The following is a 23,978-nucleotide window of genomic DNA, read 5'->3' on the forward strand; positions in this document are numbered from 1 at the left end:
ACGCTTATGAAAGGGAAGGGGCGTCAGGGTATCCAGTCCGGGCGACGCACCGTAAATACCCAATACACATAAGCTTATGTGGGTTCAACGGACCACCGGAACGCTCAAAACAGCGCCTTCTCCTCCAGCATCTGCAACAGTCGCTCGACCGCCACCGATGGCTGCCGATCGGCGCGCACCAGCACGTGCGCCTCTGCGGTTTCGAACACCTCGCTGCGGGTGCGGAGCGCGACAAGGCTGCCGTCGGCGACTTCATCTGCCACGGCGTGGGACGACAGAAAAGTCACGCCAAGCTGAGCCTTCACGTAGCTTTTCAGGGTGGCGATGGAGTTGGTTACCAGGCTGGATTCGAACTGCACACGGTCGTGGTACTGCGCCAGTTTGACCAGGTTGCTCAGGCCAAAGCCGTTGGACATCATCCCCACCGGATAGGGGCAAACGTCGCTCAGGGCCAGCGGCTGTTTTTTCCGGGTCAGGGGATGGCCGGGCCAGGCGATCACGCACATGGGCTGTTTGCGTTGCATGACGGTGCGCACGGCCGGGTCGATGGGCGGGCGATAGGCCAGGCCGAGGTGGGCCTGGTCGTTGGCGAGCATGCGCACGGTGTCCACGGCGTTGGCGAATTCCAGCGTCACCTTCAGCCTGGGATGTTGCTGGCAGAAATCCTGAAGCACCCAGCGCACCAATTCCTCGCGAAAACCTTCCCCCGCAACGATATGAATTTCGCCGCGCTCCAGCCCCTGCAGTTCAGAAATCTGGGTCAGCAGCAGCGTTTCACTGGAGCGTCGTTCGCGGCAATGGTTGATCACCAGCTCGGCGGCTTCGGTCGGAATGACGCCTCGGCCATGGCGTTGGAGCAGTTGCACGCCTAGCTCGCTTTCCAACTGATGAATTTGCCGGCTGACCACCGACGCTTCGACATTCAGATGGTCTGCCGCACCGCGTATCGAGCCGGTTTCTGCCACGGCGAGAAAGTAGTGCAAACGTCGTTCACTCAGGCCAATTCGTTGCACTGTCGGCGTCTCCTTACCGTTGACTAAAAGGCAACGCTCGTCAGCGAGTATTGCTATTGCTCGCAGTCTTCATCCTTCTCATACTTTGTGTCAATCGGGCGATGCCAAGCTCATCGGTTCCAGACAACAAGAACAACAACGCAGAGTGTTCGAGGACATCACCATGGCTTACGCCGCAACGCTGATTACCGTGTCACCCCCGGATGACGGGGCTTTGGGCAAGATGTACCGCAAGATCAGTTGGCGGCTGCTGCCGTTCCTGTTGCTGTGTTATTCGCTGGCCTATCTGGATCGGGTCAACATCAGTTACGCCAAGATCGCGATGCAGCAGGAGTTCGGTCTCACCGATGCCGCTTACGGGCTGGCCGCCGGGATTTTCTTCATCGGCTACGTGATGTTCGAAGTGCCGAGCAACCTGTGGTTGGCGCGGGTGGGGATTCGCAAGACCCTCAGCCGCATCATGCTGTTGTGGGGCGTGGCCTCGACGTCGATGCTGTTCGTCCATGACAGCACCACCTTTTACGTATTGCGTTTCTTTCTCGGGGTGTTCGAGGCCGGATTCGCCCCCGGCATGATCCTCTACCTGACGCTGTGGTTTTCGGGCAAACGCCGGGCGCAGGTCATGGCGTGCGTGTTGTTGGCGGGGCCGGTGTCGAATATCGTCGGCGGGCCGTTGTCCACCTGGATCATGCAAGCGTTCGCCGGGGCCCAGGGGCTCGAAGGCTGGCAATGGATGTTCATCCTGGAGGGCGCGCCATGCATCCTCTTGGGGGTGGTCGCGTACTTCTTTTTGAGTGATTCACCCGCCCAGGCGCCGTGGCTGAGCACAGAAGAAAAGCAGTGGTTGGCGAACGATCTCGAACAGACGCCGCCGTCGAAACAGCACACCTTTGCTGCGGCTCTCAAGGACTGGCGGATTTATGTGATGGCGCTGATTTACTTCTGCCTCATCTGCGGGCTTTATACGGTCAGCTTCTGGTTGCCGACGCTGCTGCGGGATGCGGGTGTGAAGGAGATTTTCGACATCGGGCTGTACTCGGTCATTCCGTACAGCGCCGCCATCGTGGCAATGATGATCAACGCCCGGCGTTCCGACCGGCTCAGCGAACGCCGCTGGCACGGCGCGGTGCCAGCGTTCATGGGGGCCGGTGGTCTGGTCCTGACCGGTTTCAGCAGCGGCAACCTGCCACTCGCTCTGGGGAGCATCACGCTGGCGACCTTATCGACCTATGCCGCTTATGCCGTGTTCTGGGCGAGGCCTTCGACCTACCTGAAAGGCACTGCGGCGGCGGGCGGCATTGCGTTGATCAACAGCATCGGAGCGTTCGGCGGCTTCGTCAGCCCGTCCATCATCGGTTTCCTGAAAACCCTCACGGGTTCGTTTGTCACAGGGATGGCCGCGATGGCCGCGCTGTTGGTCATTGGGGGTGTCTGCACGCTGGCGCTGCGTTTGCCAGCGCCGGTGATACCTCAACCCGATGGGCCGTGATCGGCATGATTCACGCACTTTCATTTCTTATCGTCAGGTATGTTTCGGATGAACACTGAACCCCATTACTGCGAAATCGAAGACCTCCAGCCCATGACGGATGAGCTGACCCGGATACGCCGCCACATTCACCAGCACCCTGAAATGGCCTATGAAGAGTTCGAAACCTCCGCGCTGGTGGCCGGCAAGTTGCGAGCATGGGGGTATGACGTCACTGAAGGCGTAGGCGAAACCGGCGTCGTCGGCACGTTGACGGTGGGCAACGGCAAGCGTATCGGCCTCCGGGCGGACATGGATGCCTTGCCGCTGACCGAGCAGACTGGCCTGCCTTACGCCAGTGTTCATGCGGGGACCATGCACGCCTGCGGTCACGACGGCCACACCACCATGTTGTTAGGGGCGGCTGAATACCTGGCGCGCACCCGGAATTTCAACGGAACGGTGCATCTGTATTTCCAGCCTGCCGAGGAGAAGGGCTTCGACAGCGGCGCGCAGCGTATGGTGAACGACGGGCTGTTCGAGCGCTTTCCCTGCGATGCCGTGTTCGGCCTTCACAACCATCCGGGGGAGGCGCCGGGCACCTTTCTGTTTCGCAGTGGTGCGTTCATGTCGGCGAGCGACAAAGTGGCGATCACCGTGCACGGCCACGGTGGTCACGCGGCCCGACCACACCTGACGGTGGACCCGATCGTGGTGGCGTCGAGCATCGTCATGGCGTTACAGACCGTCGTCGCGCGCAACGTCAATCCGGTAGAACCTGCGGTGGTCACCGTAGGTTTGTTGCAGGCCGGAGTGGCCAACAACGTCATCTCCAACAGCGCCTATCTGGAGCTGAGCATTCGTTCGTTCAGCAAGCCCGTGCGCGCGCTGTTGAAGGAAAGGGTGCAAGCGCTGGTTCACGCGCAGGCCAGTAGCTACGGGGCCACGGCGACCATCGATTATATGGAAGGCTACCCGGTGATCGACAACACGCCCGCTGAAACCGAGTTCGCCTTGCAGGTTGCCCGTGAACTGGTGGGCGACGCGCACATCATTTCCCACGCTGACCAGCTCATGTCCAGCGAAGACTTCGCCTACATGCTGGAGCAGCGGCCCGGATGTTTTCTGCGGCTGGGCAATGGCGTGGGAGAAGACGGCTGCATGGTTCACAACCCGGCGTACGACTTCAATGACAAGAACCTGCCCATTGGCGCGGCGTATTGGGCGCGTCTGGTGGAGCGGTATTTGAGCTGAGTCCCCGGTTCATTTCCCCGCGTGCTGATCGGCCTCAAGGATCGAGGTCACGGCGGCGGGGCGACGTCCTTCGGCAAACCACCACCATGCACCGCCGCCCAAGAGACTCGCCAGCACCGCGAGGATCAGAACCACCGGTTGCGTGCCCAACGGCGCCGCGAGCAGCGCCACCAGCAGACCGGAAAACGGCTGCGAGAGGTTGTTGAGCAGGGTGATCACGCCCACGGTTTTGCCGAAGTCCTTAGCGGGAATTACGCGCTGGCGGGTGGTGCGCATGTAGACGTTGAAGACCTTGTCGAACGCGACGATCAGCAGAAACCCCACGCCGTAGCCCAGCAGATTCGGGCTCAGTGCACAGACGAAAGCGCCCACGGCGATCATCGAATACCCGGCTCCGCCCAACAGCCGCAAGGGCAGCGAAACGCGCGCCAGCACGAACAGAATCAGGATCGTGGCCACCGCACCCGCCGCCTGCAACCCGGCGTAGTGGTCCTTGTCGGCGCCGTACTCGCCGATCACCATGGCCGCCGAAGTGGCCAGGGTCACGCCGACGATCAGGTTGACGCCCACGGCCAGCGTGATGATTTTCTTCAGTTCCGCCCGATCCCGGATGTGCCCGAAGGCCACTCTCAACGGTTGCAGCCAGAGGCCTTGAGTGGGCTCGAACACCTCAAGGGTGACATGGCTGAGGCGCTGCCACATCAGCATGCTCAGGTCGGCCAGCAGAAACAGCCCGGCGATGCCCGGCACCACCCAATGCCAGGGCCAGACTTCGAGCATCAAAGCGGCCAGCAGAGGCCCGAGGACCAGCCCCGTCTGGTCGGCGATCTGCGAGTAAGACAGCGTTTGGGTGTAGCGGTAGTGCTGAAAAATGTGAGGCATCAGCACTTCCCGCGCCATGATCCCCTGGGTCGTCAGCACCCCGCAGAGTGCCGACAGCGCCACTAGCCAGCCGATCCCGCCGAAGACCCCGTAAAGCGCCATCGCCAGCAAACACAGCACCGCGCGGTACACCTGGCTGATGTGCAGGATTCTGACCGGAGGGTATTTATCGCAAAGCGCCCCGCACACGGGAAACGCCAGAAAACGCGGCAGCGACTCGACGAAAAACGCCAGCCCGGCCCAAGCGGCGCTTTGGGTGGTCTGGAACACCACCAGCGGCACGATGAACAGCAGAATCTGATCCGCCAATCGAGACAGAAACAGCGACATGAAAAAGGCGAGGTAATCCTTGCGCACAGTGACCTCCTGGTGGTGAGCAGCGCGGGCGGGTCGATTCGGAAGGGCCCTCCCTCAACCGCCGACGGGATTATGCCTGCAGGCGGCCTGTGCGACGATGCCGATCAATCTCGACGCTCGCCGCTCAAACGCCCTTCGCGGGCGCCGCCTGCTGGAACCGTTCGCTCAGAAAGTCCAGCAACGCACGCACCCTCGGCGCCAGATACCGGTTGCGCGGGTACAGCGCGTACACCGGGGTTTCGGCGGTTTGCCATTCCGGCATCACCCGTATCAAGCGCCCGGCGGCGAGGTCGGCGCGGATGTCCCAGATCGACTTGAGGGCGATGCCGTGTCCATCAATGGCCCACTGCCGAGCGACCGCCCCGTCGTTGGTTTCACGCGCCGCTTCCAGTGGCACCTTGAACAGCGCGGTTTCATCCTCCCGTTGCAGGCGCCACTCGCTCGACCACCCCGACTGGCCGGAGACGATGTGGTCGAAATCCGACAGTTGGTTCGGGTGCGTCGGCACGCCTTTACGCTCCAGATAACCGGGCGCGGCGCACAGCACGCGATGATTGGCGGCCAAGGGGCGGGCGATCAGCGAGCTGTCCGGTGGCACGCCGAAGCGGATCACCAGATCGACATCGTCGGTGATCAGGTGCGACAGGGAATCGGACAGCAGCAGCGCGGGCACGACCTGCGGGTAAAGCCTGGTGAATTCATCGAGCCAGGGATTGAGCACGTGGCGGCCGAAATCCGAGGTCGCGGAGAGACGAACCTTGCCGCGTATTTCCTTTTTTTCAGCGGACAGCGCGGCGCGGGCATCATCCAGCGATTGCAAGGCCAATCGGCAGTGCTGCAAATACAGTCGGCCTTCATCGGTGAGCCGGAGCTGGCGGGTGGTGCGTTCGAAGAGACGGGTCGCGAGTGAGCTTTCGAGCTTGAGCAGGCGGGCGCTGGCAGCGGCGGGGGACAGGCCCAGTTTGCGGCCTGCGGCAGAAAGACCACCCAATTCAGCGGCTTCGACGAACAGGCGGATCGCTTCCAGGTTGTCCATGATTCTTCCGTTATTTTTGAAAATCCATCAAAGACTAGCCCAATTATCAAATGCAGTCGCTGATCGCAGACTGAGCCCATCTTCTCTTACTGGCTCAGGACACACCGATCATGACGACCTTTTCGAACCTGTTCACGCCGATCGACTTCGCGGGCCTGAGTGCCCCTCACCGTGTGGTGATGGCCCCGATGACTCGCGCTCGTAGCACCCAGCCCGGCGACATCCCCAACGCGCTCAACGCGCAGTATTACGCCCAGCGTGCCTCGGCGGCGCTGATTGTCACCGAAGCTTCGCAGATTTCCACCCAGGGCAAAGGCTACTCCTTCACGCCCGGCATCTATAACGACGCCCAGCAGGAAGGCTGGCGCGGGGTGACGGAAGCGGTGCACGCCGAAGGCGGCCGGATCTTCCTGCAACTCTGGCACGTGGGGCGAATGTCCCACCCGGACTTTCATCAGGGCGAGTTGCCGGTGGCACCGTCCGCCGAACCGTTCGAAGGGCAGATCTGGAAAGTCGACCCGGCGACCGGGCAGGGCGCGATGGTCGATTCACCGACACCACGGGCGTTGAGCCGCAGCGAGATTGCCCAGATCGTCGACGACTTCCGTCAGGCGGCCCGCCGTGCCATTCGCGCCGGTTTCGATGGGGTAGAGATTCACGGCGCCAATGGCTACCTGGTGGATCAGTTCCTGCGCACCACGTCGAACAAACGCACTGATGAATACGGCGGGTCCCGCACTAACCGTCTGCGGTTTCTCCGGGAAGTGGTCGATGCGGTCGTTGACGAGATCGGCGCCGAACGCACGGCCATTCGCCTGGCGCCGTTTCTGACGGCCCGGGGCATGGACTGCCCCGACATCCTGCCGACCATCCTCGAAGCCGCCGCATACCTGCAAGGCAAGGGCATCGGGTACCTGCACCTCGTCGAAGCGGATTGGGACGATGCGCCGGTGTTCACTGAAGCGTTCCGTCGGGCGATTCGCGAACGGTTCACTCGCCCGATCATCGTCGCAGGCAACTACGACGTCGCTCGTGCCGAGTGGGTGATCGCTCAGGGGTATGCCGATCTGGTGGCGTTCGGCAGACCGTTCGTGGCCAACCCTGACTTGCCGCAACGCCTGGCGCACGACTTGCCCTTGGCGGCACTCGACCCCGCCACGTTGTTCGGCGGCGCGGCGCAGGGCTACAGCGATTACCCTTCCGCAGCCAGGTAAAACGCAGGATGTCTGACGGGCAGCGGCAGGGCGCTATTCGATGCGCGCAGCCGCTGCTTTCAGCTGTTGAACAGAGGAATGAATGCCCCGAATATTCCCGGCGATTTCCGTGTGGGTCTGGTGGGGCTGACGAAACGTGGCGTAGGCCAGATGGCCCGCCATCGACTGAGACAGGCGTTCAAGATGAACGGCGGTTTCTTCAAGGTCGCGTTTGATCGCGGGTAGGGGTACGAGCACTATGGGCCTCTGGTGTGTACGTTCTGAAGCAGTCAGTGGTCACCGATCCGTTGACCTCTACGTCCGTCCGCTTTCACAGCACCAGCGTGTCCCGTGGGCATCCTCGGTTTGACGACACATCGGTTGGCTTAGCTCACAGCCAGCCTCCATAGTGACCGGGAGCGTAGCTGATCGCCATCATACTTAAGGATACAGGGCCGACCCTTACGTGCCGGTTTGCGACCTTTCGGGCTTGCCGGTGCCATTCGTCCATCTTGCGGCACTCCTGGATGCCGGGCGTTTCCGATAGGTATGAGCGTGGATATCCCATGCCGTGAGGATGGAGAATCGAGATGGAGATGAATCCAGACGCGCCAGGCAATGTTTCGCAGAAAGGCGTCAACAGCCAGGCCGACAACGAGACGGGTTTCGATCATCGCGCTGGCACTCGGCCGGCTGAACCCACTTCAGGTGAAAAACCGCGCAAGATCGACCCTGATCTGGGATTCGATCCAGAATCCCCAGACGCTTCCGATCCCGCCGTTGACCCATTGCATCCGGCCCGGACCAGCAATGACCCGGTGCCGTCGGCGGATCGGTCGAACCGCGATGATTCGAAACCATCCCTGGGCGGTCGGGGTATCTAGTCCGAACCGCGCCTGGCGTTGCGCGGTTTGGCAGCGCACAGTGAAGCCCGACCCCTGTGTCGGGCTTTTTCATTCTGTACAGCGGCAACGCGCAAGCATTCCATACGGCTTTTCGGCAACGCGCTAGAATCACGACGGCGCTCAATACCGGGCAGGCGATCCCCTTTCTCACGTGACCGAACCCCCATGATGCTGTGGCTGTATAACCTCAAAAAACATCTCAAACCGGCCGAGTACACACGGCTGCTCAGCACTCACGACCTCGGCAAGAAGAAAAGCAATCGTCTTTTAAGCAAGACGGGCGTCGTGACGGCGGGCAATGCGGTGATCCGCCCGCCGTTCTACTTCGAACGCGGCCGCATCAGCTTGGGCAAGAACGTTTTGATCAACGCCGGATGCGTCTTTCTGGATCAGGCAGGCATTACCATCGGCGACGACGCGATGCTCGGGCCGCACGTGCGTCTTTGCACCACCACCCATGACTTGAACCCTGCGCTTCGCCACAGCCACACCCGTTCATCACCGATCAGCATCGGCGCGAACGCGTGGATTGGCGCGGGTACGGTGGTGCTGCCGGGGATCAGCATCGGCGAGAACAGCGTGATAGGCGCCAACAGCGTGGTGAACACGGACGTTCCGGCGAATGCGCTGTATACCGGCAGTCCGGCCCGGTTCAAGAAATGGCTGACGCAGGATTCGAGTCGGGAAAACGGCGATCCATTCACAGAGCCGAAGCGCGTTTTGAACGACGACGCGACACCCGGATAAGCCCTCGACACGTTAAACCTGTACACGTGTCGACGGTTGTTCAGTCTTTCGGAACGAATTATCCCGAGCACCGGTCAACCTTTTTCACCCCCCTTGAACACGGAACGTCCATGAGCAAGATGATCGATAACCTTACCGAAACCCTGAGCGAGGACCTCTATGAGAAGACCCGCGCGCAGCTCAACACCTTTATCAATGAAACCAATGCGTTGCTCGCGGCGGGTGATGCCCTGCACGAAGACCGCACGAGTCAGGCCCACGCCCGTTTGATCGCGTTCCTCAAAGACGCTGCCACACGCGGTGAAACCGTGTCTGAACGTGACTTCTTGCCGGAGCGGCCACCGCTGACCCGTGCGCTCGATGAAGCCAAGGTGTTCGTTAAGGCCAACCCTTGGGCGGCGGTTGCGGCGGCGGCAGGTGTTGGTCTGGTCGTGAGCATTTTGCTCAACCGCCGGCAACCCTGAAAGGAGATCTGTCGTGATGCGTGGTCGCGGTATCGCAACAATGCGCAGAGGGCCAGGAGGCCGATTTTCGCTGTCCAACGCCTACAAACGGTGTGAGGGCGCGCGGCTATTTTCTCCCCGATACTGGCTGGTCTATGGCTCGCCCAGTGTGGTCACCGCGGGAGGCCTCGGTGTCTATTTGACGCCGGGCGATGAACTGCAGAAATATCTAGGGGGGCGGTGCATGAATGTCGACGAAGAGGCTGTTCGTCAACTGGCGCAACTGATTTGGGAGACAGAGGGCCGACCCGAGGGGCAGGAGGCCCGTCACTGGGACATGGCCACCAAGCTGGCCGAGTCCGCCGCGATGGCGCCGGTACGGGTGTCGAACCGGCACAAGGTCGATACCCTGTTCCCGACCCCGGATGAGCCAGAGGACCCATGACGGCGGTGAGTGCGCCGTCAGACTTCGCTGGCCTGCAATTCGCCCAGCAACGACTGCGCAAAGCTCTCTGAAGCGATGAAGTCCAGCGCCTGACGCAGCTTTACCGTCTCTTCGACGCCGAAGGTCTTGTCGAAAACCTGCTGAACCCGCTCCGAAACCTTGCGCGCCTGTGCGTACTTTTCCTGACCGGCCTGGGTCAGGAGCACCCGGCGACTGCGGCGGTCCGTCTCATCCACCTGCAATTCCACCAGACCGTCGCGCACCAGCGGCTTGAGCGTATGGCCCAGGGCGGAGAGGTCCATGACCAGCGCCTGCGCAAGGTCGCGCATCTTGGGCTGGCCACTGCGTGCGATCTGCGACAGCAGGGAATACTGAGTGGCTTTCAGGCCGCAGTCAGTAAAGGCTTCGTCATAGATCTGCCCCAGACGGCGGGAAGCCCGGCGCACCGAGCCGTTGGCACAACTGCTGGGCGCAACGGTATCTGAGCAGGAGGTCACGCGTTTCAATACGGGGTACTCATTCAATGCAAAGGGTGGACCGATTATGCCTGCGCGAGCGAGGCGGACAAGGTTTTTCAGCCCGCCGGGCGGTGACACGATGACGCACGGTCGTGACCGGGGGCTTGCCGAATCACGATTCCCCGGCCGCTTGGCGGTCGAATCGCTGCGCGCTGGCGCGGGCATCGGTAATTGCCCAGTACCACATCCCCAGACCGCCCAGCGTCAGCGCCGCAGCGGCATAGCCGGTGGCGGGGAGTCCCATTCCCGCTGAAATCACCAAGCCGCCGACCCACGGGCCGATGGCGTTCGCCAGGTTAAAGGCGCTCTGCACCAATGCCCCTGCTAACGATTGCGCGTGGGGCGCGACGTCCATCAGGCGGGTTTGCAGAATGGCCGCCAGCCCGACGCCACAGCCGATGAAAAACACCAGCGGGATCAGTAGCCAGAGGTTATCGGTGGCCGAGGGGTAGAGCGCCAGCACCAATGCGGTGAAACCCAGCGAGATGCCCGCCGAGCGCATGGTGGCGCGGTCCGCTGCCCAGCCGCAGACCAGATTGCCGACCGTGGTGCCCACGCCAAATACAGCCATCACCACCGGGATCATGAAGTCCGAGGTCTTGGTGACTTCGATCAACGTCGCGGCCAGGTAGGTGTAGACGCAGAACACGCCGCCAAAACCAATCCCGGCAATGCCCAGCGTGAGCCATACCTGACGTGAACGCAGCGCACCGAGCTCACGCAGCGGGCTGGCGTCGGCCTGGGCGGGCGAGGCGGGGGCGAGGGTGCGAATCAGCACGGCAGTGATCGCGGCAAGTATCGCGACCACCGCCAGGCCCCAACGCCAGCCCACGGTCTGGCCGATCCAGGTGGCGAACGGCACGCCCACGATGGTGGCGATGGTCAGGCCGAGAAACACCCGTGAAACCGCCTGTGCACGCTGATTTTTTGGCACCAGGGACGCGGCCAGCAACATGGCGACGCCGAAATACGCGCCATGGGGAAAGCCGCTGAGAAACCGGAAGAACACCAGCCAAGGCAGCGAGGGGGCGATGGCGCTCAGGGCATTGGCGATGCCGATGAACGCCGCGAGGCCCACCAGCAGCGCACGCCGTGGCAACCGGACGCCGAGCACCATGATCACCGGTGAGCCCACCACCACGCCCAGGGCATAGGCACTGATGGCGTGGCCGGCCAGCGGCTGGGTGGTCTGGAAGTCGCCGGCGATGAAGGGCAACAACGTCATCGAAGCAAATTCGGTGGTGCCGATGGCGAACGCGCCCATGGCCAGCGCGAACAACAGCCAGCCCATGTGAAAGTCGTGTGGGGTGTCAGGGGTGTGAGTCATTGGGGAACGCGGCGCTTGAGAGAAGAAACATCCTGTTATACCTGAAACCGGTTTCAGATCAACCCGCAACCGGCTCGGGCGTGTCATGGGAAGCGACTAAACCTCAGTTGAAGCGCGCCATGTTCGCCCGCAGCATGGCTTTCACCTCGGGCCACTCGTCATCGATGATGCTGAACCGCACGGAATTGCGCTTGCGGCCGTCGGGCATGATCCGCTCGTGGCGCACGATGCCTTCCTGTTTCGCGCCGATGCGCAGGATGGCGGCGCGGGACTTCTCGTTGAGTTCGTCGGTGGTGAACTGCACCCGCACGCACTGCATGACCTCGAAGGCGTATTCCAGCAGCAGGAATTTCATCTCGGTGTTCAGCCCCGAGCGCTGCACCGACTGGCCGAGCCAGGTGTGGCCGATCTCTAGCTTGCGGTGCTTGCGGTCGATCTTCCAGAACCGGGTGCTGCCAACGATCTTGCCGGTGGCGCGGTGCACGATGGCGAAGGGCATGACAGTTCCGGCCGCGCGTCCCGCCAGCGCGGTGGCGATGTACGTCTCGACGGTTGCAGGCCCCGGAATGACTGTGACTTTCATGTTCCACAACTCGCCGTCTTCAGCGGCCTGCACCAGTGGCTCCGCGTGCCCGGCCTGCAACGGCAGCAGGGTCACGGTGTTGCCGTTCAAGGTGACCTGTTCGGTGGCGATCACTTCACTGCTCATGCCGCATCATTCCTTGGGTTTTGCGTTGGGCAATGCTGCGCCTTTGGGCCACAGCATCCAGATCTGGCCTTGCTGTTTCATGTTGCCGGCCAGTTCGCCCGCCGCGTCACCGGTGCCCCAGAACATGTCGGCGCGGACTTCACCGGCGATGGCACCACCGGTGTCCTGGGCGGCGACCGGCCGCACCAGCGGCGAGCCGTCGGGACGGGTCGACGACAGCCACAACAGGCTGCCGAGCGGGATGACCTTGCGGTCGATAGCCACGCTGTAGCCCGCAGTCAACGGCACGTTAAGTGAACCGCGAGGGCCTTCGTCGCTGTCCGGGCGCAGGGTGAAGAACACATAGCTGGGGTTGCTGCCGAGCAGTTCATGCACGCGGTCCGGGTGAGCGATGGCCCAGTCACGGATGCGGCCCATGGAGACCTCGTCCTTGGTCAGTTGACCCTGTTCAACCAGCCAGCGGCCCACCGGTTTGTACGGGTGGCCGTTCTGGTCGGCGTAGGCGATGCGCAGTTGCCGACCGCTTTCCAGCTGCACCCGTCCCGAGCCCTGGATTTGCAGGAATTGCAGGTCGATGGGGTTTTCCAGCCAGGCGAGCACGGGGGCGTTGACGCCTTTCTCGTTGATCGTGGACGCGTCGTCGTAAGGGCGCAACACGCGGCCATCCAGACGACCACGCAAGCGTTTGCCCTTGAGTTCCGGGTAAATGCTGTCGAGATTGACGATGATCAGATCGTCCGGCACGCCGTAGATGGCCACCGGATGCTGATCGTTATGGGCTTCGCTGCCTTTATAGATCGGCTCGTAGTAGCCGGTGATCAAGCCGTTGGCGCCGTGCTCGGACGAGCGCAGGCTGTAGACCTGCAATTGATTCTTGAGAAAGTCCCGTACCGCTGGCGGGTTCAACGGCACCTGAGCGGCTGTTGCGCAGGTCGTGCCCCAGACCGGGTCCTTGGCCAGACGCTTGCACGCCGAGAACCAGCTGTTGAACCCCGCCATCAAGTCCTGATCACTGACCGCAGGCAGCTTGTCCCATTCGACGCTGACGTAGGTCGTGGCTTCGGAGGGCTTGGTCTTCGGCGCCCCCCCGTCACAGGCCGCAAGCAGGGCGATCAAGGGAGCGAGGCAAAACAGAAAGCGGCGCCAGTGCAGGCTTGGGGTCATCACGCGGGGTGTTTCCTGAAAGCAAGTGAAGTCCGCTAGCTTGGTGAAAGGCGAGGGCGACGTCAAATGTGTGAGGGTGAAAAATGCAGTCGATCGCCGTAGCGCTTCCGGCCGCAGGCCGGGAGCGTGTCGGGCTAGCGCGGTTCAGGTTTTTGATTCTGGCCGCAGGCCGTGGGAGTTGGCTTGCCTACGATCTGTCGCGTAGCGGCAGTGAAATCAGACACCTCGGGGTCTCAGGCTAATCACGTGCGCGGGATTGGCTGCCGCTGCGCAGCAGATCGTAGGCAAGGTGGAGCGTCACCCCGGCACTCCTACGCCTTCGGCAGAAGCGCGATCGCAGAGCCCACCGAACTTAGCCAAAAGCAGATATCAGCGATTTCAAATTGCTTAGGTCCATCCGCGTCATTTCACCCCCGTTTCCGCACTTTTCAGCGATTTGCCGCTCTATGCATGGCCGGGACGCCGCGATTCGCGTGGGGTCCAGATCGTCGAAGCCCTTGAAACATGGTTCCACTGCGCCTTCCATTCCTTGCACGCCACCGCGTTCGCGGCTGGCTCGTGGTGTGTCTGACAGCTATCTGCACCCTCGGCTGCACCCGTCAGGACGGGCAGGATGTGGCGACGCAGTTCGGCAATACCCGCCCTCAGGAATTCTTCCAGACCAGCGTCGACCGCATGGCTACCCTCGCCATGCACGACAACCTGGAAAGCCTCTACCTGCTGATGAACAAGCTCTACCTGCGCAACCCCGCCGAGTGGCGCAAGTCCGGGTTCGTCGATGCGCGCTCGGCCGAACGCAACGTGCGTAACGCCATCGAGCAGCAGAAGCCATTGGCGCAGTTGGGCAATCGGCGGGATCTGGCCGCCCTGAGCTACGCCCTCAGTCCAGAATTTCTCGGCGACCGGGTCGGGGCGTTTATCTACGCCATCGGCAGCATGCTGGTGACGGCCCACGGTGGACGGATGGAGTTCTTCATGACCGACCAGATCAACCCCAAATTCGTCAGCAACGCCGCCCGCAACATCGAAAAGGCCACGTGGCTGCTGAGCCAGCGGCAGAACGCCAATGGCGAGTTGATGCTGTTTTCGAACGAGATTTCAGAGGAGGGCAGCAACCTGAGTTTCGCCACCGAATTCGGCAAGATTGTGGCCCGGTTGGACCTGCTGACCCAGATGCTCGACGAGCGCTACCGACGGATCGGCCTCAATTACGCGCAGAGCTTGTTGTTTCTGAATTTCTTGCCGGTGCAGTAACGGCACAGGCCGCGGTCGGACGCAGGGGCGGGTCAGGCGTCTTGAAACCTGCCTGACCCACCCCGGACTTCAATAACTCTCGCCGCGAATGTATTCCTGCATTTTCTGAATCAGCCTCGCCTGTTCGGCGATCGCTTCTTTCACCAGGTCACCAATCGACAACAGCCCCACCAACTCGCCGTTGTCGACGACCGGCAAATGCCGCAGCCGCCCGTTGGTCATGATCGCCATGCAGTCACTGACCTTGTCACTTGGCGCAACGGTCTTTACCTCGTGGGTCATGATCTCGCTGACCGGGGTGCCCACCGAAGCGCGCCCTTTCAGCTCCATCTTGCGCACGTAATCCCGCTCGCTGACGATGCCCACCACCTTGCCGTCTTGCACCACCGGCACGGCACCGATGTTTTTTTCCGCCATCAACGTGATCACCTCAAAGACCATCTGGTCCGGCCTGACGGTATGTGGAACCCGATGTTGTTCGTCTTTGAGCTTCAGTAACTCGGCTACGGTCGTCATGGTGGCCTCTCCGGCACGTATTGTAAGCCCGGCCACCGTGGTCGGGCCGTGTGTAGAGAATCGTAGAGAGATGGCATTCCGGCAAGTTTTTGAAAGCGCCGTGCAGATGGCGAAAAACGTCAGCTGAGCCAAGCATTGACGTTTTTAGCCGTATTTGCGGCTCGCGGGACGATCGATCAGACGAACCGTCGAGCCATCACCGGCGCAGCCGGAGCCGAAGGACGCAACAGCGCGGGGACCTCCTGGGTCTGCTTGACGAACCCTTGCACCCAATGCACGAACGCCAACTCACTCAAGCCGTCCAGCGGCAGCTCGGCGCACAGCCGCACCTGATTGCGGTCGTCCAGCGCCAGCCAGCAACCACTCATGGCGCTGGAGTCGAAGTTCAGGCGCAGCAGCTTTTCATGCAGCGCGGGGTCGGGGCGCAGTGCCAGCCGACAATGCAAAATCGCGACATCCCCCGCCGTCGGGATTTCAATGATGGCCACTTCGCGTTGCTGGTCGAACAGGGCGCAGACGCCGTTTTCCAGCGCCAGCGCAATGCCCATCTGTTTGGCCAGGGCGTCTATCAGGTTGGTGGCGGTTGCCATGGGTTAGCTCCTCGAATGAATGTCGTCGCGCAATCCTGTCTCGCATCACGCGGGCCGGAATACGCCTTGGGCGTCGCTGGCCAGGTCGCGGGCCGGTTGCGGGTCGCTTTGATCCGCCTGCTCGCCGTCCAGGGTGAATTTCTTCGGTTGGGTCTGATCCAGCCCGTAATCGAACGTGACCTCGCCGCGCAGGCGCTCGATGCTCAGGTTGCTGCCGCTCTTGAAGCTGACATAGGGCAGCGGGATCGCCAGCGAATCGTCCTTCGCCGCCGTCCGGAAGATCGCGATGCTCTTGATGCGCAGGTTGTCCTTGTTGGCGAGCATCTCCTTGAGGTCCTTGTCGGTCAGGGTCCCGGCCAGCGCGCCTTCTTCGATGCGCTGCTTGATGTCGTCGCGCACCTCCAGCTTCAACTCGGCGCGGGTGGTGCCTTTCGTGCGTTTCAGTTCATCGAGCAGGCCCTTGAGCTGCGGGTCATTGCTCATCAGGTCGTGGATGTGCTCGGCGTTGCCGGGGTTGACGTCCAGGCCCAGCAATTCCTTGGTCCAGTCGATGCCGCGTTTCGACAGCGCCGCCTGATCGACGCGATTGACGTTGTTGTGCTTGACCACCATGTCCATCAGGGACATCAGGCTCGACCCCTGTTTGGCGGCCGTGTTCTGCCGGTCCAGCTGGCGCAGGCTGGCGAGCGCGGCGAATTGCGCGTCGTTCTTCGGTGCTCCGGCGCTGAGGTATTTGGTTTTGAGCAGCAGCAGGGTGCGGTCTGCCGGATGCCCCTCGGTGGGCTGGTTTTTGGGCAGGGCGGGGTAGGCCTTCTCCAGGGTTTCGGCCAGGCTTTTCAGGTCGTTGTTTTGCACGGGTAACGCATGCTTGAAACGCACGTCGTAGGTTTTGCCGGTCTTGTTATCGAAGGACAGGCTCGCCGTGACGCCCATTGGCGCCCCGCCGGCGATGAACAGGTTGCTGGGACGCGAACTGAACACGGTGCTGAACATCCGCGCGTACCCCGAGACCGAGCCCTTTTCGAGGAAGCGCGCCCGGTTGCTGCTGTAGATGTCAGTGGAAAGGCCATCGCTGCCGTGGCCCTCCGTCCGTTCCCGCTCGGCGCTGAGCAGGGACAGGCTGGCGAGCAACCCGGCGCCGAAACGCATGAACCCGGCCACCGGCTCGGCGTCGGTCTGGCCCTTGTTGGTACGGGACTCGATGTTCAGGCCCACGTCGAGGTCGAAGTTGTGCTTGGTGGTTTCGCGAACCTCTTTTTCCACGCCACGGTCCATCAACGCCATGGGCTTCAAGCCGCCCGCGTCGGGTTGCTTGCTGGTGTGCAGTGGCTCTTCCATGAGGTCCTTCATGAAGGCTTCAAGCTCGTCGTCGCGGATGAAAAAGCTCAAGGCCGTGTTGTCGGTGTATTTGTACTTGCCGTCGAGGCTGCCGCCGAACCACCCGCCGTTGGACTGAATGTTCTGGTGGCTGTCGCCGGGCGTGGTGCGGGTGTCGCTGATGCCGTTGCCGAAGCCGAAACTGGCGGTGCCGCTGACCGCGCCCTCGCGATTGAGCGCGACTTTCAGGCCGCGATCGAAGCGGGTGAACGTCAGCCCGAACGTGCGTTCGGGGTCGATGCTGCCGCGAAAACCGAGAAACGCCTTGCCTTCCGGACCAGAGACGCCACCCGTGACGCCGCCACCGTAGTTGCGGTTGAGCTTGAGGCTTTCCCTCGGTTCAAGATCGCGCAGGGCATTGGTCAGGTTGCTCACCAACGCATCGGGCCGGGTTTCCAGACCTTGCAGCACGCTGCGTTTGACCGGGTGGTTGTCCTTGCGCATGTACTTGAGCAGGCTTTTGGTCGCGTCGTAGCTGGCTTCCAGCGCGGCATGATTGCGGAAACCGGCGTCGGTGTAGCGCTTGATCGGGCTGCCTTCGTAGGCGTCGTTGTGCAGTTTGGCGAGTGACCTGGCGATGGCATCGAGGTTCTGCGGGCCGGTTTTTTGGGTCTCCGCGACCAATTCACTGAGCTTTTTGCTGATGTCGTCCAGCACGTTGATGTCCAGTGCCAGGCGCGCACGCAAGAGCGCTTGATCATCACCGCGTTTGCGCGAGGCATCGAGTCCGGTTTGCGAGGTGCGATGCTCCAGCGTGAAGTGTTGGTCCTGTAGCGAATTGAGCAGTTTGCCGAGCGGGTGGGTGTCGTTGATCCCGCTGTTGCGCGCCACTTGCGCCACCTCGGTGAGCATGTCGTTGGCCCGGGGCTTGCCTTGATACGCCGGATTGACCTCGCCGTTCTTGAGCAGCGCGTTCTCCTTTTCCGCCAGCTCGCGCAGGGTGTGTTGCAGGTCGTCGGCCACCGTTTTGTGGAACCAGTCGAACAGCTCGGTCAGCTCAGTGAGCGCTGGAGTCTGGGCCGGGATCGGGATGGCTTTCAACGCGTCGATACGAGAGGCCGCCGTGGGCGCGTTGACAGCGCTCATCGCGGCGGTCGATTTTTCGGCCAGGGTTTGCAAGGCGTCGGTTTCACCGGTGTAGATCGGTTTCAGGCCTTCGCGGCCTTTCCAGGCGTGCTGCACGCTGTCGGCAGGCACCTTGACAGCGCCGGTCGGTGACAGGTGAGACGTGAGGTAGTTCTGATTCCAGCGTGCGGGGGCGAATTGTTCAGATTTGATCGTCTCGATGTTGCTACGGCCCAGTACGTTAAGGCTGGCTTTGACGTTGCCACGCCGAGTGAAATCCGGCTCACCGGCCACCAGTTGGTCGAAACGTTCGTGGGCCTTGCGTGCGGGGTCGGCGGGCGCCGTGGCAGCTGCCCAGGTGCCGTCACCGTTTCGAACGAAATCGCCCCGGTCGGTTTTCGCCAGCAGCTTGCCGTCGTGATCCGGTCGCAGGTCTTGCAGGGTCGCGCCTGCGAGTGGGCCGTCCACGGTGACGGGGTCCCAGCGAGGTGTTTCGGTGCTCATTTTTTTTGGGTCGGTGCTGTCGCCAGGGAGGCGAAACAGCTGATCGTTGCGCAGCGCGTACCAGTCTTTGCCGCCGCTGCTCAGGGATTGAATCGGCCCGGTGCCGGGCGGTGAGGGCAGGAACGCACGCTCACCGTTCTGGTCGTGCAGGCGCAACTGGCCGCTGCTGAGGGTCACGTATTTCTGATCGTTCTGCACCGCGACTTTGTCCACGGTGAGGTGTTCGGCGCCGCGCATGACCGTGCCTTTGGCCTCGGTCCCGCGCCCCGGCAACGCCAGGTCCGCGCCCTTGCCCATTTCGTGGGCGGCGGCTTGCGGCGCGACTTTGAGTTGCTTGAGCTTGCCGTCCTTGTCGACCAGATACGCGCAGCCGTCCTGACCCGCCTGCAAGGCCTTGAGGTCTTTTTCGCTGCCTTTCTTCCATTGCTCGGTGCGCGGGTCCTGCACCAGCAAGTCATTGCCGCTCAGCGCGATGTTGCCGCGCGGCAGACGAATCTGCGACTGGGCGTCCGGGGTCAACGTCGGCAGGCCTTTCTGCCGGTCCATGATCAGCGGTGCCATGTTCCAGCCGGGTTTGAAATCCTGACGGTGCGGGTCCCATTGGGCGCTGTGTTCAGCGCCTTTCTGATCCTTGACCCTGGCGTGCAACTGCCCCTGATCATCGTGGAAGAAGTCACTGACGGTGTGCTCGCCGAAAGCGTTTTGCAAGCGGGCGTCGGGTGTTTTCTCGCTCAGGTGCAGGTCGAGGCCGATCAAGGGTGGGCGCGGGACCATCGAGCCTTCGGGGGCGTCAGGGTCCAGCGAGGGCATGAGGTCGTTGTCGCTGATGTGCGCCTGCAGCAACTTGCCCGACGCGCTGGTGGCAAGCAGCGTGTTACCGGCGATGGTCACGGATTTCGGCTTCAGGGCCTCGTCGTTGGGCGTGCCGGTGGGCAGGCGCAGGGGCTGAATGTCGTGGACGCCGTCGCCGAACACGTGCAGCCGCTCCAGCGTCGGGGTGTGGTCGTCGTCTTCGGACAGCGCGATCAGCCCACCGCCCGTGGCGCTTCCCAGCGCAGACACCTTGTGGGTGAATTCCAGCGGCGTGCGGGGATCTTTCAGCGAGCGTACCTTGCCGTCCTCGCCCAAGGCGTAGACCGTGCCGTCGCCGACGCTGTGCAGGCTTTTCAGGTGGCGGACGTGGGTGCGTTCTTTCCATTCGCCGTTTTCCAGCGCGTAGAGTTTCTTTTCGTGCAGCCGCCATGCCTGGCCGTCGTCCCCCACGTGGACCCCGGTGACCTGCGCCCTGTGCGCGTGATCCGGCATGGTCAGGCTCGCCGGGTTGACGTGTGTCCCGCTGCTTTTGAAGACGGACACCGAGAGGTTGCTCGCCTGGGCATGGATCAGCCGATCACGGGCGTCGATCAGGGCATAGGTACTCTGATCGCCATGGGTGCCGAGGTGCGCGAGGCTTTTGTAACGGTCGGCAGGCGTGTTGAGGATGCCGTCGAGGAGTTTTTCGGTGTGGGTCGTGTGGCCGTCCGCGCCGAACACCAGTTTCTGGTTGTCCAGCGCCATGGTGAGTTTGGGCATCAATGGCAGGGCCACCGGAGGCGGTGCCAGGCCTGGATCGGCCAGGCCCGGGTCAGGCGTGGGCGCGGGGGAACTGCGGGGCACGGAAGCGGCGTCGCCCGGTCGCGCCCTGAACAGCCCGTCCCTCAGGTTGCGGCCCTTAGTGACCGCCGACTGGCTGAGGGTGGCCATGCGGCCCATGATGCCTGAGCGCTGGCGCGGTCCTTCGGCGGGGGCTGCTCCATCGGCGTGTCCCGTCCGCGCCACATTGCCCGTGGGGGCGGTTCGGTGAAAAAGGTTCGGGGGTAAGGCCATGCTGACGCCGTCCATGCAGTGGGTACTGTGCGGACTGAGTGGCGTCAGACGGTGACCGGTTCCCGCCGATCGAAAAAATCAGGCGGGCGCGTCAGGGGCCTTGCGTCGCGGGCGCGACACCACGGACTCGATGTTCTTGCGGCCGATCAGCAGCGGGCTTTTGGCTTTGCGGGACGCAGGCATGTCAGCCAGCCATTTGTACATCACCAGGCAGTCGACCAGTCCGAGGCGGGCGTGACGATAGGCGCGGGGCAGGCGGCCAACGGTCTCGAACCCCAGTTTGCCCCACAGCGCGACTGCTACCTCGTTGGTGGCGACCACCGAGTTGAACTGCATCGCCGAGAAACCGCTGTCCACGGCCAGTTGCTGGGAGTGTTCGCACATCAGTCGGGCGACGCCTTTGCCACGAGCCTCAGGCGTGACCATGTAACCGCAGTTGCACACATGGCTGCCAGGGCCGACGGCGTTGGCCTTGAGGTAATAGCTGCCGAGCAACACGCCGTCTTCCTCGGCGATGAGGGTGTGCAGCGGGTAGTCGAGCCAGAGGTGCAGGGCTTGTTCGTAGGTCGTGGCGGGGTCGTAGGCGTAAGTTTCCTGCGCCTGGACCACGGCCTGGAAGGTGGGCCAGAAGCGTTCGAAATCTTCGGGCGTCATGGGGCGGATGTGGATCATGAGGAACCGTTGGAGACCAGAGAGTTGAAGGGTAGGAGCGCGCTTGCCCGCGATGACGGTGTGTCAGCGCGTAAATGTGTCGCAGGCTCACCCCTTTCGCGGGCAAGCGCGCTCCTACAGGGTTGTGTGCCTCAAGACACCACGCGATAACACGGCACGTAAGCCGCGCCGCCCGGCAATTTCATCCGGTGCTGTTCGACGAAGGCTTGCAGCAACTTGTCCAGCGGCTGCATGACTTCGGCGTCGCCGTGAATCTCGTAAGGCCCGTGTTCTTCGATCAGGCGGATGCCCTTGTCCTTGACGTTGCCCGCCACGATCCCGGAAAACGCACGGCGCAGGTTGGCCGCCAGTTCATGGGGTGGCAGGTCACGACGCAGTTGCAGGCTCGCCATGTTGGCGTGGGTCGGGTCGAAGGGACGCTGGAAGCTTTCTTCGATCTTCAGCAGCCAGTTGAAGTGGAACGCGTCGGCCCGTTCACGACGGAACTGGCGCACGGCTTTCAGGCCTTCGGTCATCTGCCGGGCAACTTCCGCCGGGTCGTCGATGATGATCGTGTAATGCTTGTGTGCCTCTTCGCCCAGGGTCGCGCTGACGAATGCGTGCAACTGCTCCAGGTACGGCGCGGTGCTTTTCGGCCCGGTCAGGATCACCGGGAACGGCAGGCCCTGGTTGTCCGGGTGCATCAGGATGCCCAGCAGATAAAGGAACTCCTCCGCCGTACCGGCACCGCCCGGGAAGATGATGATGCCGTGACCCACGCGCACGAAGGCTTCCAGGCGTTTCTCGATGTCCGGCAGGATCACCAGCTCGTTGACGATGGGGTTCGGCGCCTCGGCAGCAATGATGCCGGGCTCGGTCAGGCCCAGATAGCGGCCGCCGTTGATGCGCTGTTTGGCGTGGGCGATGGTCGCGCCTTTCATCGGGCCTTTCATCACGCCAGGGCCGCAGCCGGTGCAGATGTCCAGCTTGCGCAGGCCCAGTTCGTGGCCGACTTTCTTGGTGTATTTGTATTCTTCGGTGTTGATCGAGTGGCCGCCCCAGCAGACCACCATCTTCGGCTCGACGCCCGGGCGCAGGGTGCGGGCGTTGCGCAGCAGGTGGAAGACGTAGTCGGTGATGCCTTGGGACGAGCTGAGGTCGATGCGCTGGCTGTCCAGTTCACTCTCGGTGTAGACGATGTCGCGCAGGGCGCTAAACAGCATTTCCCGGGTGCTGGCGATCATCTCGCCATCGACGAAGGCGTCGGCAGGGGCGTTCAGCAATTCGAGGCGCACGCCCCGGTCCTGTTGGTGAATGCGGACTTCGAAGTCTTTGTAGGCTTCGAGGATGGTTTTGGCGTTGTCGACATGGGCGCCGGTGTTGAGGATGGCCAGGGCGCACTGGCGGAAGAGGGTGTAGATGCTGCCGGAACCTGCGGCGCTGAGCTGTTGCACTTCACGTTGTGACAGCGTCTCCAGGCTACCTTTAGGACTGACCGAAGCGTTGATTACATGTCTTGGAGCCATTCTGAATTCCTTGAAAGCGATGCTGGCCAGCGGGTGTCGATGACCGGCATTAATACAGTGGGCCAGATTTCCGCCCACCCATGGGGGCCATTTTTTACATCGCTCAGTCAGGAAAGCAAACGTTGTGAGTGAAATGTTTGGCGGAGGCGTGAAACGGGTGGGGTCTTGGCGTGCTGACGATGGCTTTGCAGCTGACGCCTATTCCCTGACCATTTGGACCGGCAGAAACACCTAGGCAGCCACTGACATCGACCAAGGGCAACTACACCCGATCAGCCTGAACACAAACCCCTGTGGGAGCGAATTCATTCGCGAACGGCCGGTACAGCCGACGCATCTCCATCGGCCATGCCCTCTTTCGCGAATGAATTCGCTCCCGCAGGGAATCCCGTGCGGCGCCGTGACCTCCGTTCGCCTGCCCGCTTTTGATTTTCCCGCGTGCCCCGGTATGCTGCACGTCGATGTCCACCAGCCCGTGACCACGCCATCCCCATGATCCTCAACTTCGCGATTTTCCTCTGCACCCTGGTCGCCATGGAGGGTGTCGGCTTTCTGGCTCACAAGTACGTGATGCACGGCTGGGGCTGGTTTCTGCACCGTTCCCACCACGAAGAACACCTCGGCGCGCTGGAAACCAACGACCTCTACTTGCTGGCGCTGGGCATGGCGGTAGTCGGCTTGATTGTCCTGGGCATTAACGGCTACGACCCGCTGCAATGGGTGGGGGCCGGTGTCGCGGCGTTCGGCCTGATTTACATGCTGGTGCACGACGGCATCGTTCATCGCCACTGGCCCATGCGGCCGCAACCGCGCAATCGCTACCTGCGCCGTCTCTATCAAGCCCACCTGATGCACCACGCAGTGAAGGGTCGACGCAACAGCGTGTCGTTCGGTTTTCTCTATTCGCCGTCAGTGCCGACGCTGCAAAAACAACTGCGGGACATGCGCGACGCCGAGCGCGCCCGGGATCGCGACACTTCCCTGACCGACCTCTGCGGGACCTCGATCAACTCCGATCTGCAAAACGGCTGAGCCTTGACATCGCTCATTTCTGCCATTTGATGGCAACTTTCATGCAATGGCCGTTATTTGCCCTTTTCAGGCGCGTGCAAGTGTCGTAGAACAGAGGGCTCCGCTGTCCGAGGATGCCCAAGGTCAGCGTCTCAGA

The 23,978-nt window shown here is 62.3% G+C and carries 21 protein-coding genes and 1 pseudogene; 9 read left to right on the forward strand and 13 right to left on the reverse strand.

The features are described from left to right. Positions 1 to 104: 104 nt before the first annotated feature. The gene (locus tag ACIQAL_RS05040) at positions 105 to 1,013 is read right to left on the reverse strand and encodes a LysR family transcriptional regulator (protein WP_401143133.1); all 909 of its coding nucleotides are present in this window, start codon (positions 1,011 to 1,013) and stop codon (positions 105 to 107) included. 163 nt (positions 1,014 to 1,176) lie between these two features. On the opposite strand from ACIQAL_RS05040, the gene ACIQAL_RS05045 reads away from it, so the two are divergent. Together ACIQAL_RS05045 and ACIQAL_RS05050 are read left to right on the forward strand one after the other, a co-directional pair. Then, complete coding sequence (locus ACIQAL_RS05045; protein WP_401143136.1) at positions 1,177 to 2,502, forward strand: MFS transporter; 1,326 nt, start codon at positions 1,177 to 1,179, stop codon at positions 2,500 to 2,502. 48 nt (positions 2,503 to 2,550) lie between these two features. After that, positions 2,551 to 3,735 (forward strand): M20 aminoacylase family protein, encoded by a 1,185-nt coding sequence (locus ACIQAL_RS05050; protein ID WP_401143139.1) that lies wholly within the window; start codon positions 2,551 to 2,553, stop codon positions 3,733 to 3,735. Between the two features lie 9 nt (positions 3,736 to 3,744). On the opposite strand, the gene ACIQAL_RS05055 is transcribed toward ACIQAL_RS05050, so the two are convergent. After that, positions 3,745 to 4,974 (reverse strand): MFS transporter, encoded by a 1,230-nt coding sequence (locus tag ACIQAL_RS05055; protein WP_401143142.1) that lies wholly within the window; start codon positions 4,972 to 4,974, stop codon positions 3,745 to 3,747. Between the two features lie 124 nt (positions 4,975 to 5,098). Continuing rightward, entirely contained in the window at positions 5,099 to 6,010 is a 912-nt protein-coding gene (locus tag ACIQAL_RS05060; protein ID WP_401143145.1) for a LysR family transcriptional regulator, read from the reverse strand. Positions 6,011 to 6,120: 110 nt separating this feature from the next. On the opposite strand from ACIQAL_RS05060, the gene ACIQAL_RS05065 reads away from it, so the two are divergent. Next, positions 6,121 to 7,224 (forward strand): alkene reductase, encoded by a 1,104-nt coding sequence (locus ACIQAL_RS05065; RefSeq protein WP_401143147.1) that lies wholly within the window; start codon positions 6,121 to 6,123, stop codon positions 7,222 to 7,224. 33 nt (positions 7,225 to 7,257) lie between these two features. Here the strand turns inward: ACIQAL_RS05065 and ACIQAL_RS05070 are convergent, their stop codons facing one another. Next, positions 7,258 to 7,461, reverse strand: coding sequence for a hypothetical protein (locus tag ACIQAL_RS05070; protein ID WP_401143150.1), 204 nt, complete (start codon positions 7,459 to 7,461; stop codon positions 7,258 to 7,260). Between the two features lie 332 nt (positions 7,462 to 7,793). Between ACIQAL_RS05070 and ACIQAL_RS05075 the strand changes: the two genes are divergently transcribed. The 4 genes and pseudogenes from ACIQAL_RS05075 to ACIQAL_RS05090 form a co-directional block, all read left to right on the forward strand. Beyond that, positions 7,794 to 8,087, forward strand: a complete 294-nt coding sequence (locus ACIQAL_RS05075; RefSeq protein ID WP_166596985.1) for a DUF6021 family protein — start codon at positions 7,794 to 7,796, stop codon at positions 8,085 to 8,087. Positions 8,088 to 8,273: 186 nt separating this feature from the next. Continuing rightward, a complete protein-coding gene (locus ACIQAL_RS05080; RefSeq protein ID WP_401143152.1) occupies positions 8,274 to 8,855 on the forward strand; it encodes a DapH/DapD/GlmU-related protein in 582 nt (193 codons plus the stop codon). A 110-nt stretch (positions 8,856 to 8,965) separates the two neighbouring features. Then, positions 8,966 to 9,319, forward strand: coding sequence for a hypothetical protein (locus tag ACIQAL_RS05085; RefSeq protein WP_401143154.1), 354 nt, complete (start codon positions 8,966 to 8,968; stop codon positions 9,317 to 9,319). Between the two features lie 223 nt (positions 9,320 to 9,542). Next, positions 9,543 to 9,674, forward strand: a pseudogene (locus tag ACIQAL_RS05090) (DUF2934 domain-containing protein); the annotation flags it as partial. Between the two features lie 86 nt (positions 9,675 to 9,760). Here the strand turns inward: ACIQAL_RS05090 and ACIQAL_RS05095 are convergent. The 4 genes from ACIQAL_RS05095 to ACIQAL_RS05110 form a co-directional block, all read right to left on the reverse strand. Continuing rightward, the gene (locus ACIQAL_RS05095) at positions 9,761 to 10,240 is read right to left on the reverse strand and encodes a MarR family winged helix-turn-helix transcriptional regulator (RefSeq protein WP_401143738.1); all 480 of its coding nucleotides are present in this window, start codon (positions 10,238 to 10,240) and stop codon (positions 9,761 to 9,763) included. Positions 10,241 to 10,373: 133 nt separating this feature from the next. After that, positions 10,374 to 11,588, reverse strand: a complete 1,215-nt coding sequence (locus ACIQAL_RS05100; protein ID WP_401143156.1) for an MFS transporter — start codon at positions 11,586 to 11,588, stop codon at positions 10,374 to 10,376. Positions 11,589 to 11,691: 103 nt separating this feature from the next. Continuing rightward, positions 11,692 to 12,297 carry a GNAT family N-acetyltransferase gene (locus ACIQAL_RS05105; RefSeq protein ID WP_401143159.1) on the reverse strand — a complete coding sequence of 202 codons (606 nt, stop codon included), beginning with the start codon at positions 12,295 to 12,297 and terminating at the stop codon, positions 11,692 to 11,694. Between the two features lie 6 nt (positions 12,298 to 12,303). Continuing rightward, positions 12,304 to 13,461, reverse strand: a complete 1,158-nt coding sequence (locus ACIQAL_RS05110) for a murein transglycosylase A (RefSeq protein WP_166597017.1) — start codon at positions 13,459 to 13,461, stop codon at positions 12,304 to 12,306. A 504-nt stretch (positions 13,462 to 13,965) separates the two neighbouring features. Between ACIQAL_RS05110 and ACIQAL_RS05115 the strand changes: the two genes are divergently transcribed. Beyond that, positions 13,966 to 14,715, forward strand: coding sequence for a hypothetical protein (locus ACIQAL_RS05115; RefSeq protein WP_401143162.1), 750 nt, complete (start codon positions 13,966 to 13,968; stop codon positions 14,713 to 14,715). Between the two features lie 69 nt (positions 14,716 to 14,784). On the opposite strand, the gene ACIQAL_RS05120 is transcribed toward ACIQAL_RS05115, so the two are convergent. The 5 genes from ACIQAL_RS05120 to ppnN form a co-directional block, all read right to left on the reverse strand. Next, the gene (locus tag ACIQAL_RS05120; RefSeq protein ID WP_401143165.1) at positions 14,785 to 15,231 is read right to left on the reverse strand and encodes a CBS domain-containing protein; all 447 of its coding nucleotides are present in this window, start codon (positions 15,229 to 15,231) and stop codon (positions 14,785 to 14,787) included. Between the two features lie 176 nt (positions 15,232 to 15,407). Next, positions 15,408 to 15,821: a type III secretion system chaperone gene (locus ACIQAL_RS05125; protein ID WP_401143167.1), complete on the reverse strand. Its 414-nt coding sequence runs from the start codon at positions 15,819 to 15,821 to the stop codon at positions 15,408 to 15,410. A 45-nt stretch (positions 15,822 to 15,866) separates the two neighbouring features. Then, on the reverse strand, positions 15,867 to 20,633 hold the full coding sequence (locus tag ACIQAL_RS05130; RefSeq protein ID WP_401143169.1) for an AvrE-family type 3 secretion system effector: 4,767 nt from the start codon (positions 20,631 to 20,633) through the stop codon (positions 15,867 to 15,869). Between the two features lie 78 nt (positions 20,634 to 20,711). Further along, positions 20,712 to 21,305: a GNAT family N-acetyltransferase gene (locus tag ACIQAL_RS05135; protein WP_401143172.1), complete on the reverse strand. Its 594-nt coding sequence runs from the start codon at positions 21,303 to 21,305 to the stop codon at positions 20,712 to 20,714. A gap of 131 nt (positions 21,306 to 21,436) precedes the next feature. Beyond that, on the reverse strand, positions 21,437 to 22,810 hold the full coding sequence (ppnN, locus tag ACIQAL_RS05140) for a nucleotide 5'-monophosphate nucleosidase PpnN (protein WP_401143175.1): 1,374 nt from the start codon (positions 22,808 to 22,810) through the stop codon (positions 21,437 to 21,439). 492 nt (positions 22,811 to 23,302) lie between these two features. Between ppnN and ACIQAL_RS05145 the strand changes: the two genes are divergently transcribed. Then, entirely contained in the window at positions 23,303 to 23,842 is a 540-nt protein-coding gene (locus tag ACIQAL_RS05145; RefSeq protein WP_401143178.1) for a sterol desaturase family protein, read from the forward strand. The last annotated feature ends 136 nt before the right edge of the window (positions 23,843 to 23,978 follow it).

Source organism: Pseudomonas sp. NPDC088368 (assembly GCF_044753445.1).
In the GTDB taxonomy this organism is placed as follows: Bacteria; Pseudomonadota; Gammaproteobacteria; order Pseudomonadales; family Pseudomonadaceae; genus Aquipseudomonas; species Aquipseudomonas bambusae.

Excerpts from the sequence above, each read along its gene's own strand:
- ACIQAL_RS05100 (WP_401143156.1), bottom strand. The coding sequence starts at position 11,588 with ATGACTCACACCCCTGACACCCCACACGACTTTCACATGGGCTGGCTG.
- ACIQAL_RS05105 (WP_401143159.1), bottom strand. The coding sequence starts at position 12,297 with ATGAGCAGTGAAGTGATCGCCACCGAACAGGTCACCTTGAACGGCAAC.
- ACIQAL_RS05085 (WP_401143154.1), top strand. The coding sequence starts at position 8,966 with ATGAGCAAGATGATCGATAACCTTACCGAAACCCTGAGCGAGGACCTC.
- ACIQAL_RS05045 (WP_401143136.1), top strand. The coding sequence starts at position 1,177 with ATGGCTTACGCCGCAACGCTGATTACCGTGTCACCCCCGGATGACGGG.
- ACIQAL_RS05080 (WP_401143152.1), top strand. The coding sequence starts at position 8,274 with ATGATGCTGTGGCTGTATAACCTCAAAAAACATCTCAAACCGGCCGAG.
- ACIQAL_RS05145 (WP_401143178.1), top strand. The coding sequence starts at position 23,303 with ATGATCCTCAACTTCGCGATTTTCCTCTGCACCCTGGTCGCCATGGAG.
- ACIQAL_RS05110 (WP_166597017.1), bottom strand. The coding sequence starts at position 13,461 with ATGACCCCAAGCCTGCACTGGCGCCGCTTTCTGTTTTGCCTCGCTCCC.
- ppnN (WP_401143175.1), bottom strand. The coding sequence starts at position 22,810 with ATGGCTCCAAGACATGTAATCAACGCTTCGGTCAGTCCTAAAGGTAGC.
- ACIQAL_RS05120 (WP_401143165.1), bottom strand. The coding sequence starts at position 15,231 with ATGACGACCGTAGCCGAGTTACTGAAGCTCAAAGACGAACAACATCGG.
- ACIQAL_RS05060 (WP_401143145.1), bottom strand. The coding sequence starts at position 6,010 with ATGGACAACCTGGAAGCGATCCGCCTGTTCGTCGAAGCCGCTGAATTG.
- ACIQAL_RS05065 (WP_401143147.1), top strand. The coding sequence starts at position 6,121 with ATGACGACCTTTTCGAACCTGTTCACGCCGATCGACTTCGCGGGCCTG.
- ACIQAL_RS05075 (WP_166596985.1), top strand. The coding sequence starts at position 7,794 with ATGGAGATGAATCCAGACGCGCCAGGCAATGTTTCGCAGAAAGGCGTC.
- ACIQAL_RS05050 (WP_401143139.1), top strand. The coding sequence starts at position 2,551 with ATGAACACTGAACCCCATTACTGCGAAATCGAAGACCTCCAGCCCATG.
- ACIQAL_RS05115 (WP_401143162.1), top strand. The coding sequence starts at position 13,966 with ATGGTTCCACTGCGCCTTCCATTCCTTGCACGCCACCGCGTTCGCGGC.
- ACIQAL_RS05130 (WP_401143169.1), bottom strand. The coding sequence starts at position 20,633 with ATGGCCTTACCCCCGAACCTTTTTCACCGAACCGCCCCCACGGGCAAT.
- ACIQAL_RS05125 (WP_401143167.1), bottom strand. The coding sequence starts at position 15,821 with ATGGCAACCGCCACCAACCTGATAGACGCCCTGGCCAAACAGATGGGC.
- ACIQAL_RS05135 (WP_401143172.1), bottom strand. The coding sequence starts at position 21,305 with ATGATCCACATCCGCCCCATGACGCCCGAAGATTTCGAACGCTTCTGG.